The sequence below is a fragment of the Bacillus sp. FSL R5-0397 genome (assembly GCF_038593395.1).
Lineage (GTDB): Bacteria > Bacillota > Bacilli > Bacillales > Bacillaceae > Bacillus > Bacillus altitudinis.
Window position 1 is genome coordinate 2749724 of record NZ_CP151992.1, and the last position, 14339, is coordinate 2764062.

At 42.2% G+C, this 14339-nt stretch carries 16 protein-coding genes; 1 reads left to right on the forward strand and 15 read right to left on the reverse strand.

All coding sequences use genetic code 11. The features are described from left to right. Window positions 1-7: 7 nt before the first annotated feature. From NSQ70_RS14170 to NSQ70_RS14185, 4 genes are read right to left on the reverse strand one after another with little or no spacing between them, the layout of a single operon-like run. Window positions 8-676, reverse strand: coding sequence for a LysM peptidoglycan-binding domain-containing protein (locus tag NSQ70_RS14170; protein WP_007500584.1), 669 nt, complete (start codon window positions 674-676; stop codon window positions 8-10). Continuing rightward, window positions 669-4619 carry a transglycosylase SLT domain-containing protein gene (locus tag NSQ70_RS14175; RefSeq protein WP_342502224.1) on the reverse strand — a complete coding sequence of 1317 codons (3951 nt, stop codon included), beginning with the start codon at window positions 4617-4619 and terminating at the stop codon, window positions 669-671. Before NSQ70_RS14175 ends, NSQ70_RS14170 begins: the two co-directional genes overlap by 8 nt. A gap of 55 nt (window positions 4620-4674) precedes the next feature. Then, window positions 4675-4812, reverse strand: coding sequence for a hypothetical protein (locus NSQ70_RS14180; RefSeq protein WP_008344097.1), 138 nt, complete (start codon window positions 4810-4812; stop codon window positions 4675-4677). Between the two features lie 41 nt (window positions 4813-4853). Next, window positions 4854-5294, reverse strand: a complete 441-nt coding sequence (locus NSQ70_RS14185) for a phage portal protein (protein WP_008344099.1) — start codon at window positions 5292-5294, stop codon at window positions 4854-4856. A 185-nt stretch (window positions 5295-5479) separates the two neighbouring features. On the opposite strand from NSQ70_RS14185, the gene NSQ70_RS14190 reads away from it, so the two are divergent. Continuing rightward, entirely contained in the window at window positions 5480-5536 is a 57-nt protein-coding gene (locus tag NSQ70_RS14190) for a putative holin-like toxin (protein ID WP_229200408.1), read from the forward strand. Between the two features lie 276 nt (window positions 5537-5812). Here NSQ70_RS14190 and NSQ70_RS14195 read toward each other — a convergent pair whose 3' ends face one another. From NSQ70_RS14195 to NSQ70_RS14245, 11 genes are read right to left on the reverse strand one after another with little or no spacing between them, the layout of a single operon-like run. Then, window positions 5813-6256: a phage tail tube protein gene (locus tag NSQ70_RS14195; protein WP_003213309.1), complete on the reverse strand. Its 444-nt coding sequence runs from the start codon at window positions 6254-6256 to the stop codon at window positions 5813-5815. Between the two features lies 1 nt (window position 6257). Beyond that, entirely contained in the window at window positions 6258-7604 is a 1347-nt protein-coding gene (locus NSQ70_RS14200) for a phage tail sheath family protein (protein ID WP_024719687.1), read from the reverse strand. Window positions 7605-7607: 3 nt separating this feature from the next. Then, window positions 7608-7820 carry a hypothetical protein gene (locus tag NSQ70_RS14205; protein WP_056702583.1) on the reverse strand — a complete coding sequence of 71 codons (213 nt, stop codon included), beginning with the start codon at window positions 7818-7820 and terminating at the stop codon, window positions 7608-7610. Next, window positions 7807-8262, reverse strand: coding sequence for a hypothetical protein (locus tag NSQ70_RS14210; protein ID WP_024719688.1), 456 nt, complete (start codon window positions 8260-8262; stop codon window positions 7807-7809). The genes NSQ70_RS14205 and NSQ70_RS14210 overlap by 14 nt, the downstream gene beginning before the upstream one ends. A gap of 4 nt (window positions 8263-8266) precedes the next feature. Next, window positions 8267-8764, reverse strand: a complete 498-nt coding sequence (locus NSQ70_RS14215; RefSeq protein WP_342502225.1) for an HK97 gp10 family phage protein — start codon at window positions 8762-8764, stop codon at window positions 8267-8269. Continuing rightward, a complete protein-coding gene (locus NSQ70_RS14220; protein WP_057079151.1) occupies window positions 8761-9117 on the reverse strand; it encodes a YqbH/XkdH family protein in 357 nt (118 codons plus the stop codon). The genes NSQ70_RS14215 and NSQ70_RS14220 overlap by 4 nt, the downstream gene beginning before the upstream one ends. Further along, window positions 9114-9497: a DUF3199 family protein gene (locus NSQ70_RS14225; protein WP_056702591.1), complete on the reverse strand. Its 384-nt coding sequence runs from the start codon at window positions 9495-9497 to the stop codon at window positions 9114-9116. Before NSQ70_RS14225 ends, NSQ70_RS14220 begins: the two co-directional genes overlap by 4 nt. Window positions 9498-9510: 13 nt before the next feature. Next, the gene (locus NSQ70_RS14230) at window positions 9511-10434 is read right to left on the reverse strand and encodes a phage major capsid protein (protein ID WP_144665816.1); all 924 of its coding nucleotides are present in this window, start codon (window positions 10432-10434) and stop codon (window positions 9511-9513) included. A gap of 22 nt (window positions 10435-10456) precedes the next feature. Next, window positions 10457-11545 (reverse strand): XkdF-like putative serine protease domain-containing protein, encoded by a 1089-nt coding sequence (locus NSQ70_RS14235; RefSeq protein WP_144665819.1) that lies wholly within the window; start codon window positions 11543-11545, stop codon window positions 10457-10459. 34 nt (window positions 11546-11579) lie between these two features. Further along, window positions 11580-13037, reverse strand: coding sequence for a phage portal protein (locus NSQ70_RS14240; protein WP_268372799.1), 1458 nt, complete (start codon window positions 13035-13037; stop codon window positions 11580-11582). Beyond that, window positions 13034-14335 (reverse strand): PBSX family phage terminase large subunit, encoded by a 1302-nt coding sequence (locus tag NSQ70_RS14245; RefSeq protein WP_256689362.1) that lies wholly within the window; start codon window positions 14333-14335, stop codon window positions 13034-13036. The genes NSQ70_RS14240 and NSQ70_RS14245 overlap by 4 nt, the downstream gene beginning before the upstream one ends. Between the last annotated feature and the right edge of the window lie 4 nt (window positions 14336-14339).

The window sequence follows — 14339 nt, forward strand, 5'->3', positions numbered from 1 at the left end:
AGCCCCCCTATTGTGGTATTTTCAATTTTTGCCCTGGAAAAATCCAATGTCCCGGCTGTTTAATATTCCGTTTACTTCGTTTGATCATCGCTGCTTTATTGGCATTCCAAATACGCCGCCATTTTGTACTATCGCCATAAAAACGGCCTGAAATGGCCCACAGAGTATCTCCCTTTTTGACAGTGTACAATTTTGGTGGTGTTTTTGAGGGTCTTTTCTTTTTGGTTTGTTTCGCTTTTTTCTTTCGTTTGATTTTCCTAGGCGATGCGGTTTTATATTCCTTTAACTCGATCGTAAATTCACGATCCCCTATGTCATAAGACCCTTCCTTGTGTGTGAAGCTCTCAATGCTGCACGTCATGTTGATTTTAGTCCCTGTCACAATCAGTCGCACAGACTTCTTTGAACGCATCATTCGTTCAATTTTCGCTATTGCATTCTCTGGTGATGGAATGCTTTTATATTCAGCAATTGGCGAATATTTCTTAGGAAATAATGAGGTGAATGATACTTGTTTAGCCGATGGTACATCAATAAAAGTCAGTTCTCCAAAGGAGGAGACCTTCACTGTTTCATTTTGTACGTTATTTGTAATCTCAAGTTCGGATGGAAGCACAGGGAATCGCAACTTCTCCTTGCCTTGGGAAATCCACAATTGATACACTGATTTACCCATCGATCACGACCCCTTTCGTTCCTGTCTGAAGCTCTACTTCCAGTTCGTCTACAAGCATTTGTCTAATTTTTTCGACAAGCGATTGCTGATCCTGTCCATTATGGAAATGCTGATCACCATTGAACTGGATGGTGATTTGTTTATTGCCTGACGTTGTTGCAGTCCCAGCTGGCTGTGCTGAGGTGACTTGCTGCATCTGTGATTCTGGTAAAGGAGCAGATGCATTTGATGGATCATAGACTTGCATCCCAAGTGCCTTTGCTGCCTGCGTCAATAAATATCTCCCGCGAATGCCTCTTTCTTCTGGAATAATCCATTCGCGTTTGTTTCCTTCACCGACTCTAGCTACCTGCTCCTGAGTAATCAGACCGCCATTGGCGTAGCCTTTATAAGGACCGCCTCTTCTCATACTCCGTAATCCCGGTGTATTGAAGACTGTTCCATATCTGCCCTTAATGTAGTTAATGGCTGCTACGGCATTATGAATTGGGTTCCAAATATCATTCATGCCCTTGCCTTTATTGGAATGGAAGGTCGGCCCAATGGTTTGCATTAACCCTTTAGAAGGCGTTCCCTTCTTGGCGTTGGAATCCCACAAGTTGATGGCTTTCGGGTTACCATTTGATTCGTGCTGAGCAATTGTCATAAGACCTGGAAGCCAACTCATCGATGTGCCAGTCGCCATCAGAGCTGCCATGAGCCATTGCTGAACACTAAGACCTGAAGCACCCATACCGCTGAACGCTCCGATTAATGAACCCGCTTGATTTTCAGCAAACTTTTTCACATCAACTGAATCGAGCCCTTTGACGACACCAATCGATGCGAATTTCCCTAAATTCATCATGACACGTGAAGGAGAATGAATGTCTAGTTCTTCTCTAAACGCCTGTTCCACTTTCTTCGCCATTTCTTTGGCAGCTTGTGTGACTTCACTTGCTTTTGAACGCATGCCGCTATTGAAGGCGTCGATCATTCCTGAACCCCATCCTGGTGATTCTTGTTTGGCTTGCAGGAATGGTTGTTTGACGTGTTGGTCTACGTATTGGTTTGTGCCAATTGATGTGGCATTTTGACCTGATGCAAAGCCACTAACAGTTCCAGAACCCCAAGTTGGTGATGCTGTCATCACTTGTTGGTATGGTGCTTTTACACGACTTTGCAAAAAGCTGTCAGTTCCTGTTGGTGTCATTTGCTGGCCAGTAGCAAATGCCGATACCGTTTGTTGTCCGTACTTTCCTGAATCTGATGTCATTTGATTAAATGGCTGCTGAATGTTTTTTTGCTTCCATTGATCAAGTGAAACCACCTTTTGATTCAGCCCTTGTTCAAAATCTTGATTAAATTGCTCGCCTATGCTGGCAGATTGGATGTTTCCATTCATTGAAACCGTTCCACCAATCGAACCGGCAGAAGTATTTGGAGCTGCTGGAGCATTAGGCGTTATTGGAGCTGAAGAGCTAGAAACTGGACTTGCTGCTCCGCTGTTGCTTGGCACAACAGACATTCCAAGATGAGAAGCAGCCTGTGCAAGCAGCATCTTCCCGCGTCCCCGGTTATTTTGAGTTGGAATGACAAATTCGTTACCTGCTTCACCAATCCATGATAAGGTAGGTTGGGTGATATAGCCGCCTGTGGCTTTTTTATCAGGATCTCCAAATAAATGTTTTACTACAAAATTAATGCCATCGCCCGCTTTGTCAAAAATCTTTTTAACCCAGTTAAATGCTTTAGAAAAACCATCACTTATGGCACCAGCCACTTTTACGATCGGTGTCTGAATATTATCTTTAAACCATTTGGATAATCCATTCCATATATCTGTCACCACTTTATACGCTTCTTCAAACTTCTTACCAATGCTATCTTTGATGGTTCCAACCGTTTCTACAAGCGGATTCCATACATTGTTCATAAACCAAGAGGATACTGTTCCAAAAATTGATTGAATGGTTTTCCACGCATTTGATAATGCTGTCCAAATCCCAGTAGCGACTGTAACAACTGTGCTGCTTAGCGGTGTCCACACATTCTCAATAAACCAGCCTGCTACTGCACTGAATGTTTCTTGTATCCACGTCCAGGCATTGACTAGACTTGTCCAGATCGTGGTTGCTACTGTAACGACTGTGTCGCTTAGCGGTGTCCAGACGTTTTCGATAAACCAGCCCGCAACTGCACTGAATGTTTCTTGTATCCATGTCCAGGCATTGACTAGACTTGTCCAAATCGTGGTTGCTACTGTAACGACTGTACCACTTAGTGGTGTCCAGACGTTTTCGATAAACCAGCCTGCTACTGCACTGAATGTTTCTTGTATCCATGTCCAAGCATTGACTAGACTTGTCCAGATCGTGGTTGCTACCGTGCCAACCGTGCTGCTTAATGGTGTCCACACATTTTGGATAAACCAGTCTGCGACTGTAGACCACACTTCAACAATTTGATCTTTGATTTCAATGGCTTTTTGGCCAATCTTCTCAAATCCGCCGCCATCAAACCATTTTCCAATTGTTTCACCGATAGATTCTCCGCCCATACTGCCAGCGATGCCGCCTACTAGGCCGCCGATGGCTGTGCCTACTCCTGGTACTACACTTCCAATAGCTGCACCTGCTGCTGCACCTGCCATCCCTCCGGCGATGCCGCCTCCAGTCGCACCGATCTTTTCACCAGCATTCTCTTTTTTCATACCGATTAGATTTGTTGCACTAAGTACACTGCCTAGAATAGGTACTTTCTTTAATAATTTGCCGCTCCCTTTACCGATATTTTTCAACGCATCCCCTAATTTACTTGGAGGTCTTCTATTCATTTCGGTTCTTGTTGTGGCATTTGGATTTCTAGGTTGTCTTGGTGATTGACCATTTCTATTTTTGGTTTTAGTAGATCCTCCCCTGCTTAAACCTCTTGCACAACAGGGACAACAACTATTGCGAAACAAACCTTTACCACCTCGCGGCTGAGGTTTATTGTTGGGAGCTGCATTTGTTGGTGCTGTTGTTGGCGCCGTTGTTGGCGCTGTTGTTGGCGCTGTTGTTGGCGCCGGAGTGGTACTGTTATTTTCACTTGATTGATCACTTGCACCTAAGAGTCTATCTAATCCAGTTTTCACCAATTCATCTAGTTTTTTTTCAGGATTAAATTTAATCTTCTCTTTTATTCTTCCGATTACATCTTGCTTATACTCTTCCATTTTATTTTCAACCCAAGGAAGTGCCTTTTCGTCCCAAAACTTTCTAGGACTTAATTTTTCTTTCACCTTGTCTGCAACATCACCTGCATATTTTTCAATTTCACTTAATCCTTTATTAGCAAGGCTCTGGAGCCAACCCTGTTTAGGTTCATCCGTTTTAACCGACGGACTAACAGCCTCAGGTTCTTTTTTTATGTTTTGTTCTTTCACAACTGACTCTGCCTGATCTCGTTTTTTCAACTTACTCTTTGCATTGTCTTGAACAGACACTCTGATCTCATGTTTAGCCATTGTCAAGCTTTTGAGTGTCTTTTTGATTCGTTGAATGGCAGCGGTGGCTTGGTCAACCATGTTTAATCTCATATAGTACGTTCTGTTCATGAGCTGAAGGATTGATTTTTTGATTGATGACATTTTTCCTGACAACTGATCATTCAGTTTGAACGTCAGCAGGATTGGACTTGCTTGTGATTGTTTCAAGCGATCTATACTGGATTTAATGACATCTAGTCCTTTTGCTTGAATGGTTATGACCATCTGTTTCGGTATCATGTTCAGCTGGTTTGTTAATGATTTGAGATCACGATAGATTCCTTGATCTAGCTTCATGGATAATACAGATAACCTTCTAATCGATAAATTGAGGTTCCTTAGCTTCTTTTCATCCATTTCCAGGCTTATTTTCACCGGTTTTCTAAATGGTTTGAGCTGCTTCTCAAACGTTTGAAATCGTTTTTGAATGCGCAACAGCTTCTTTGATACTTTGTCTTCTAATTCAAATCGTGCAGTGAGCTTCGCCAGTTTATTTCCCTCCTTTCTTTGCTTCTTTTTCTAGCATGTCGAGTTTGTAGCTGATGAGTCCGAATAAGAATGCCTTAAATTGTCTTGGTGCTTCGTATAAATCGAGGAGTTCTGATGGAGAATAGTGAAGCTCATGCATGGCGTAATATAAAAACACCGCTTCCTTATCCCCATCTTTTATTAGTTTTTTGCTGCGTCTTCTAAATCTTCAATTTCGTCTTCAAATCCATTGATTTCAATCGCTTTGTTTAACCAGTTTGCGTATTCACCGCCGACAGATAAAACACGTTTTGCAACTTCAACTGGATCTTGTGTGCTGTAGGCTTCTCTTAATTCCTTTGAGCGGAAATCTGGATAAATCGTCGATTCAATGGCAATTCGTGCGTAGAAGCGCTGGCTGTCTAAGTCTTTCACACGGCCTCTTCCTTTGACATTTTTGAACGTGGTGTTTTCTTTTTCCAGTTCATCAATACGTTCCGTGGTAATCGCTTTGAAGACAAAAGGAATGACATTCCCTTTTTTATCAACAAAACGCTTAGAAATTGGCACTTTAACCTCTTCCGCTTCTACTGTTTGTCCTGGCATAAAAAATGAAAGATCAAATGTTTGTTTTTCGCTCATGTTTAAAAACTCCCTTTTGTTTGTTTTTTTGAATACAAAAAAGCACATCCATTTTTTGAATGTGCTTTCCAATCTTTTCATGTATAATATAACTCGTACAATTGAACGGCTTGCTCAAGGGTGTCTGGCTCATCCCCGATAGGAAGGGGGTGATGCTCATGTCAACGTTCCAAGCGATTTCCCTAATGCTTTTATTCGGGATGTTTATCCTTGCTTTGTTGACGTATATAAACAAAAAATAGACTCCCCTTGAGCTTTGGTAGGTGAAAGGGAAAGTCTATCCTTAAAACTATCTAATTGATAAGCCAGCCCCTTGAAGGGCCTCATTGTACATTGCCGGGATGTTAGCGCATCCTGGCTTCTTTTTATTGTATGCAAATCGCTTTGCATGTAAACATAATTTTGCGTGTTATTGAATGCAATGTGCATTACAAATGCATTCATTTTTCATTACATTTGCATTATAGCATATTTGGTTTTTATTTAGCTAATTAATTAGCTAATTTCCTCCACATTTCTTAGAAAGAATTCTTCAGCTTTTCAGGCAGATCAAAGTCTTCAAATGTAAATGGAACTTCTTCTTCAAGTGCCTCTGAATCGACATCTAGTCCAGCAATTTTAGCTGAATCAAAGTTGACATCGAATAATGTCACACGCTCTGTGCCTCGGCCTGATGATTTATCATCAATTACCGCTTGAAGAGTGAAATAAGGATCTTCCCCTTTTTTCACATAGTTGAGCATGAGTTGAACGAAACGTGACGTAACTTTATAGAATGTTGCTGTTCCTGTTCCGTTTGCCCCAGTTGTTTTATGGCCAGTCATTCGGCGGCCCATTACGTTCACTTCTGATTTATTTTTCTCCACGTTTGCTTCAAACGTTTTGATAAAGGCAAGCTCCTCACCTTCTAAGAAAAGACGACCTTCTTTACCTGAGATTGTATTTTGCGCTTTAAAAGCCATCTTACTTCACCTCCACATTGAAATAGAATTTTTCTGCTGCGTCTACTGGCTGTACTGCTAAATCGATGATAAATCCATCACGATCTTCATTGAGGCCAATGACGATATCTGTTTCTGAGTTAAAGCCTGTAATACCGCTGCCATCTTGAAGTTGTGTGAGATACTGTGTAATCAGTGTTTTCACAAGCTGCACTCCATCATCAGATGCTGGAATGTCATTGCCATTGGCTTTGCGTAATTTAATCAAATTTTTCAGTTCAAATGTTAAATCATTGTTGATTGCATCTAGCACACGGATGATTTTGTTTTTTGCCATTTGCTGGTTCTTTTCAACCGTGAAGCTTGTCAAAGAGTTAATATCTTTTTCAACGCTCACCGTGCGGTCTCTTGCATCGAAAGTGAAAAGAAACTCTCCTTGTGATAAACGGTATTCTACTTGATCATTATCAAGACGCTCTAATGTATCGACTGCGCCTTCGTATTCAACAAAGGTCAGTGACTGATTAAAAGTCGCTCCTGCACTTGCTCCTGCGACCCAAGCTGTTGTTTGAGCAGGCGCGAGTTCTGTTCCGTCTTCTAAAACAACACCGCTTGTGACATTGATGATACCTTCTTGATCAGCTGCATAGTTAGCCACAACGCCTTGCACCTTACGTCCTTGCTTATTACGTAAACGCTCAATAAATGACGCGAATGTTGCTTTTAATTGCTCACTATTATCGACTGGGAGTGCAATAACATCAAAGTATTCCGTTTCAGCTGCTTCTAGGAAAGCTGTATAATCTGCGACACTTGCCACACCGTTTTTCCCGCCGCTTAAAGCCGCTCCAGCAGTAATGACCGCTTCGCCTTCACCAGAAAATTGAACGTATTTGTTTTTCACAAGATCTTTGACATCTGTGACCACCTGCTTATCGACAATATCTGTTCCAAGATAGGTGATAACGTCACGTTTTGTGCTGTCGAGTACATTTTCTGCCACTTGAATGGTAATCTCATTTCCTTTTTGACCACCATAATTGGCTGTGACCACAAAGTTTTCTGCGATTTCCGCTTTGGCTGGCTCTCCTTCGTTTAGGCGGTAAAGCAAGACCGTTTGCGCTTTTTTCTTCGCTTCACGGAAAAGAAGAAGTGACTTATCATCAATGTTGAGCCCGACCTTTTTATTTAAGTCTTCCATATCGGAAACGGAAATAAAGGTTTTTGGTTCTCCCCAGCTCATGACAAGAGGAAGTGCAACTGTTCCTCGCTCGCCTAAAGTAATTCGCTGCTCTGCTGTTGTTTTAAAATTAAAGTAAATGCCAGGACGCTTTTTCTCTGTACCTGGTGTAAAAGTGCCTCCGTTCATCCTTTAAACCTCCTTGGACAAAAAAGCATCGATGTGCTTCTTTGCTTCTGTTTTTGTAATTGGTTGATGTTTGATATAAAAAAGAGCACCTTCAAGGATTTCTGGTTTTACCCCAAAAAGATCCTTACTGTACTCTTTTAAGGCTTCAAATGAAAAGCCAAATTCTTTTTCTTCGCCCGCTGTTTGATCGAGCTGTGTTTTTTTAGTCTTGCTCACGTTTGATCACCCCATCTGAAAAATTGATATCTTCTAGGCTTGGCTGTTTATCTCGGTTGTACCAATAGCTGCTATCCCACGTCAGGACAATCGCTGCTACACCTTGATCTATGATTCTAGTTTCCACTCTTTTTATGCGGACATAATCATCAAGCACCTCTCCATCTTCACTGATCATCTGAATGATTTGACGATCAGCAAGCAATGCATCGACGACTGTTTCCGCCGCATCATGCGCTTTTTCTGTATTCATATGAAACACTTTCACTTGCAGCGAATAAGATTTCATAAAAGTAGACACTGTATCTGGACCACTAATGACAGTCACTGGCGGCACATAAACAGATGGCACTTGAAAACGCTCTGGCAGAAGACGATCATACATTTTCACTGGATAGCGTGTGTATATATAATGCATGATTGCCCCGACTTCTTGATTCATTCCATCACCTCCCAAAATGTCGATCGATCCAGCTTTGAAGCTTTCGATCCAGCGAGTGTTCAAACATTTGTTCATACAGCATGACGGCATGATCCCAGTACCCATTTCCTTCAACCCATTGAGATGAAAGCATCATGCCAGTACTGGCATTCGGATCATATTCAAAGCGGTTGCCGGCCCATCTGCCAGGCACCCATCTTCGTTCTCCATTTGAAGAAACGGCATGTCCATCATTCACGTAAGAGGCATAATCAAGCTGTGTCCCTACTTCTAGCGTGAGCCCGCCTCGGGAAGTAAGAAAGTAATTCTCCTTGTCACCTTTTTGAAAGGAATTGAGGAGGCGGCCTGTATCAACAGCCTTTTCTTTGATGATTTCATCTTGAATGATGTCTAAAAACTGTAAGCCCATTACCTGTAACCACTCTTGATATTGCGCCGTTAAGCCGCCACTATTTGCCTGTTGGAGCTGGGATAGCAGCCGGTCAAGTCCATCAATTTTCATAGGTTTTCCTTTCTGACGGCCATCACTTCCATGTGATGATTTTTCACTCTTTTTGGCTGCTGCAATTTGAGTGAGATGCCGTTCCACACCATTTTGTCATGCAAGCGAATGTCGCTTGCTAAAGGGAAATGGACGAGATAGGACTGATAGATGACTGTATTCGGTTCTTCTTGCACGAGTGACTGGCTTTTTTCTACAACATAGCAAGCCACATCTCTCATACTTGGTGTATCAGGATAAGTGAGATCCGTCTGCAGATCTCCTGCTGGTATACCAAATTTGCCGCGGATTGCCTCTTCATTCTCTAAGTGAAAAAGATCACAGCGATCCGTTAATAGAGAATCATAACTCATAATGATCTCACCTTTAAATTGGCGCTGCCGCCAGTTAGTGAAGGTTCAATATAATCAACAAGAAGGGCATACACATAAGGTCTGCCTTTCACTTTGTCCGCTGCCTTTGCATATGAATAATCACCCATTTTTTCTGAAGTCAAGCCTTTTATCATGGATTCATCATCATTCAGCATGGCAAAATACTGGGCCATTTTTAATAAGGCGATCCTTGCTTTTTCAGGAATGGGCTGATATTTTTCATGTGTAAAATCGTGCCCGACAATTTGAAATACCGCTGCTTCTGCTTCAATAATATCTGCCGCTAGTCGCTCTACAGAACGATTTTTCACGCGATCAAATACAGAATAGGCTTGTAGTTCCTCAGCAGAAATGATCATAGCCTGCTGTCACCTACTCTTTCACTTTCATTACTTTGGCTACAGCATCCTCTTCCTCAAATTTGCTGTCGAGCTTCGCTGTCAGAACAATGATAAACTTACGGCTGCGAATATCTTTTTCTACTTCAATACGAATATTGCGAGAAAACCCTACGATAATGTTTTTCGGATGTGTCAGTAAAATATCTGATACGTCTGTTCCTTCTTCATCATATGGCTGCATATTGGCAAGACCTTTGACCGGAACACCGAATGCAGAAGAAAGTCCGCCTTGAATCGCCGCATCTCCGAGACCTGTCTGACGGTTTGCTACTTGGTCTTTCCACTCGACCTCTAAACTTGGGGATGTATAAAAACGGAAATCCTGAGGTACACGTAAATATTTTGACGGCATCGCTTTATAGGCTTGTTTGAACATTTGACGGCTAATTTCCACTCCATTCGCATCGACAATATGAGAAACTGCCTGTTTTCGTACGCCATCCATTTGAGCTAAAAATGGATCTTGTGATGTTGTATCACCGTTGACGATCAGTTCTTCAATATCGACTGCCGCTCGTTCCGCCAGCATTTGCATAATGGTCTGCTGAATCCCGTCTTTTTCAATGTTGTTTTCAATGCTGTCGTACGTCATATGGATCTCAGCAATGACTTCTTTTGCATTGAGCTGGACAGTGCTTGTCGCAGGGACAACACGGTCTTTTGCATCAAGCGCTTTGCCTTCTTCTGCTGGGCGTAAAATGCGCTGACCGAAGCCGATTTTTTCGATTTTTTGTGAATCACTTTCCATTGGAATGATACGTGCATCATTTAAAACGGTTGGTGTATTTTGCATCATTCTAATGAATGTGTTGGATTGGGCTGCGTTCATGAGACCGCCTGTTTTTAAGCTGGCAAGTGTCATTTCAGCCTTGCGAATCAACTCTTGATTTCTCACACTTTTTCCTCCTTATTTAGGCTTATAGTAAGCCATCCCATATGGGCTTTGTCATATCATTTTGTGTATCGTGATTTGTTTGTTTAGAAATGCCCCGCGCTTTTTCAAGCATGTGTATCCGCTCTGAAATAGGCAGTAGCTGTTGCTGAAGCACTTCCTGAATCGCTGCTTTTTCTCTGCCTGCTGATTTCTCTAAGGAAGAGAGCTGATGACGAATTGGCGCAACCACTTGCTCCAGCACTTTTTGCACAGGTTCTTCTTCACCTGTTTGATCTGTCCCTTGTTTATCCGCTTGTAAAACGTTGTCGATGGCCATTTTTGCTTTTTCTAGTTCGCGTACTTGATCAGTCGTTAATCCGGCATCTTGCTTTTGAACGGATGCTGGTCTTTCACCAATCGTTTGGAGGACATCATTTGTTTTCAACACATCCTGCACGATTGGAATCAATTGTTCAAGTGCCGCTCTTACGCTAGACTCATCACCATCACTTGACTGCAACGTTTCCAGCAGATGATCTAAAACGCTCCAAAATTGTTGTGGCATATTTGCACCTTCCTCTTTCAAAAAGAAATTTTTCAGCAAAGAAAAAAGCCCTCTCTCGTTCGTTTCTTGAGATAGGAGCTGATCGTGTTCCTCTATTGCGATGATGTCTGCTGTTCCAGCCATTGAGTAGCCTGTAATATGGCCTTGCTGAATTTGGTCCCAAATATCTTGTGATGCCTTTGTCACAAGTACCCAAGATCCTTTTTGAATCAGCTCCCCGCCTACTTCAAAATCCGCTGGGGCAATGTATGATTCGACGACTTCGCCAACACCGTCTTGAAAATCATGCTGTTTATCAATGTGACGGGCATCTTTCATAAAACCGTGTGCTGCTCTTTCAATTTCTTTGGCCGACATAAAGTCTTGATGTGCATCAGGTGTATTCGGTTCATACACGACGCCATATACGAGGCGATGCGCATCATCTGCCTTCGTCAGGACACTGACTTCTTTTTGAAAGTCAGGCTGCTTTTTCTTTGCTTTCATCAAGAAAAATTTCTTTTGATTGGCGGCCTTGTCCACATAGGAAACATGTGTAATTTTTGCGTTTTTTAATTCCCTTGGCATATGTTCACCCCCTTTCAAAAAAGCTCACGTCCTTCTATTTCTCCATCTGGTTTGACTCGGATGGAGACAGCCCATCAGCTGTTTTTATGCGGCTTTCTAAAGGTCGGTGGTAGAATTCTTCCGGCCATTCCTCTAACGTCTTACCAAGAATACGCCCCGCAAGATCTCGCAAATCATTTGGCGATACTGCCCCAGCCTGAATAAATGGTGTCAGAACCTTCGCTATCTCTAATGGATCTCTAAAGTCAGGACCATTTAATAGAAAGCGGACATGCCATATATCTAAATCTGGGAGAAAAAGAGTATTGAGTTTCCCTGTAATAAGATGCCGCTCTGGCTGAAACACTTGCTCCTCCGTTGTTTTTCGCGCAGTATCTGCCGTGGCCTTGTTATAATCTTGTGACTCTCCTGTGTAAATAGGCGGCAGACGAAAAGCGGAGCGGATTTTGTTTCTCGTCTTTTCATCGTATTCTAAAAAGAGCGCATCTTCTTGCAGGATTTCCGCCAAGGATTTAAAGTTCACTTTGACATTTGATACATCTTCTTCACCTGTTAATCCTTTTTCTGTCGGAAGCCCTTCTACTTCAAGCAATAAAAACTTATGCGCATGATCAGACCCTTCAATATCATCCATATAATCTTGTAGCTGCTGATAAGAAGTCTCTGACAGCATGCCGTTTTCAACAATGATGGCACCAGGTACATGCCTTCCTTGCTTAAAATAAAGATAATTCAGCTCTTCTGCTTTTCGTGCGCCATACATATTGACGATGTTGCCAATCCAGCGGGGAATCCCATACGTCCCACTGCCAATTTTAAAATGAATGACTTCTGTTGCTTGAAGTGGTTCTGGTGTAGCATCATCGTACTTGCCTGTTTCATAATTTAATATGCGCGGGTCACCATACTCCTTGAAAAAGACTTTCTTCTCATTGATGACCTGCACATATTTTCGGAATCGTTTCTTGCGATTCATCGTCTTTAATTCGCCGTTTTCTGTGTAGCGGAATTCGACGTCGACTGGCTCACTCAGCTTGCAAATGCGAATATGGAGTGCATCCAAATACTCGATTCCTGCCGGCTTTCCTTGTCCATCCCGCAGCACCTCTAAAAAGCCATTTCCTGTTTTCTCCCGGTCTTCTAGGACATAACCAAGAATCACGTCAGCAGACTCATCATAGTTCATGTATTTCGTAAACTCTTCGAGTCTTGTCCATTCCTTCTCGGCTGTCTTCTTTTTGACTGGTTTCACATCTTCCGCATTAAAATCAAAGGCGTATTCCACCCCAAAGCCAAAGCCTAAAATGTTTGTTCGATACGCATCTATACATTGCTGAAGAATCGTTGAGTATTCTGCCATGCTTTTTAATTCATTGATATGGTAGGGCGGCGGGACAATGTCATCTTTTTCGTATGAAAATTCATCCTCATACATTTGTTTTGTATGATCAGACATGTTGGCCTTCATAATCGTTGCTTTTAATTGTTTCATTGTATGGACCTCCTCTCCCGGTTTGGACGGACACGCTCTGAAGCAGTCTGTTTCAAATCGGTCACCTCATAATCATCTAGCGCATACCAAATGGCGGATAATGTGTGTGGGTCGATTTGAAATTCATCTTCCTCTAAGCGGCCGTTCTTATCTGCCTTATAGGTTAGTGATTGAAGTTCATAGATGGTATAAGGGCAAGCATCAGAACAAATGATTTTCTTAAATCGTTTAATTTTCTTTGTATATTGCAAACGTGACCCTTGGAACTTATGCGCAGCGACCATTTGAAATCCGCGCTGCCGAAAATAGTGAATCGTTTTAGGCTCTGCTGCGTCTGCCTTAATGAGTTCCTTTGATTCAACAAATTCTTTCAAATCAACAGCTGTTTCATCATCTGTTTTCCCGCGGTCGTAATATTCCCAATAAATATATAAGTACTTTTTTTCATGATCGACAGCTAACCGAATGAGCGCATTGTAGGATTCGACAAATCCAAAATCCATTCCCGCTCGTTTCAGCGGTCTTTCAATCTGCCCGATCGCATCTAATACGTCAGCATGCTGTCTGACCTCAAATTGCGGAAACACTTTTGTGCCATTGATACCGAAGTATCCTTTCCTTGCAATTCGATAAAGGTCTGGATCGTATTCTTTCAGCTCATCCAGCTGCTTGACATAGCTTCTAGGAAGAAATAGATTGTCTTCTGCTGTTGAGTGGTGATAGTACGTATCTTTTATCACGATGGTTCGCTGTTTGTATAAGGTTTCGTCATCAAGGACAAATCGTTTCAGCTGTTCATCTCGAAAGAAATGTCTGTACGTCCAATTATCCTGACCAACGGGATTCGTCGATAACATCATATAAAGAGGTAAAACCGGATGTCTCAGCCTTCCAAGCAGTTCTTTAAATCCTTCATAAGAAACCTCGGAACACTCCTCAATCCAAATAATTGAGATGTTGTTGATCGACTTCAATTTCTCAGGCTTGTCCAGTCCTTTAAATAAAATGCTGCTCCCATTGCGAAAAGTGAGAGCAAGCGGTGAACTGCGGCACTTTACTAGATGATCGATGCCAAGATCGCTGACGATTTCTTGTAAAAGAGAGTAGGTCGACTCCCGGTGCGTATCATACACTTCTCGAATGACAAGTGCTGTTCGTTTTTCCTCAAGCAGTTTTAAAATCAGCTTTAAAGCAATGTGATAGCTTTTGGAGGAGCCATAACCGCCTACTAAAAACTGAAACTTTTGATTCCAATCGAACAAAAAGTGTTCAAAGTGAGGATTGACTTCTTTTTCAATCAAC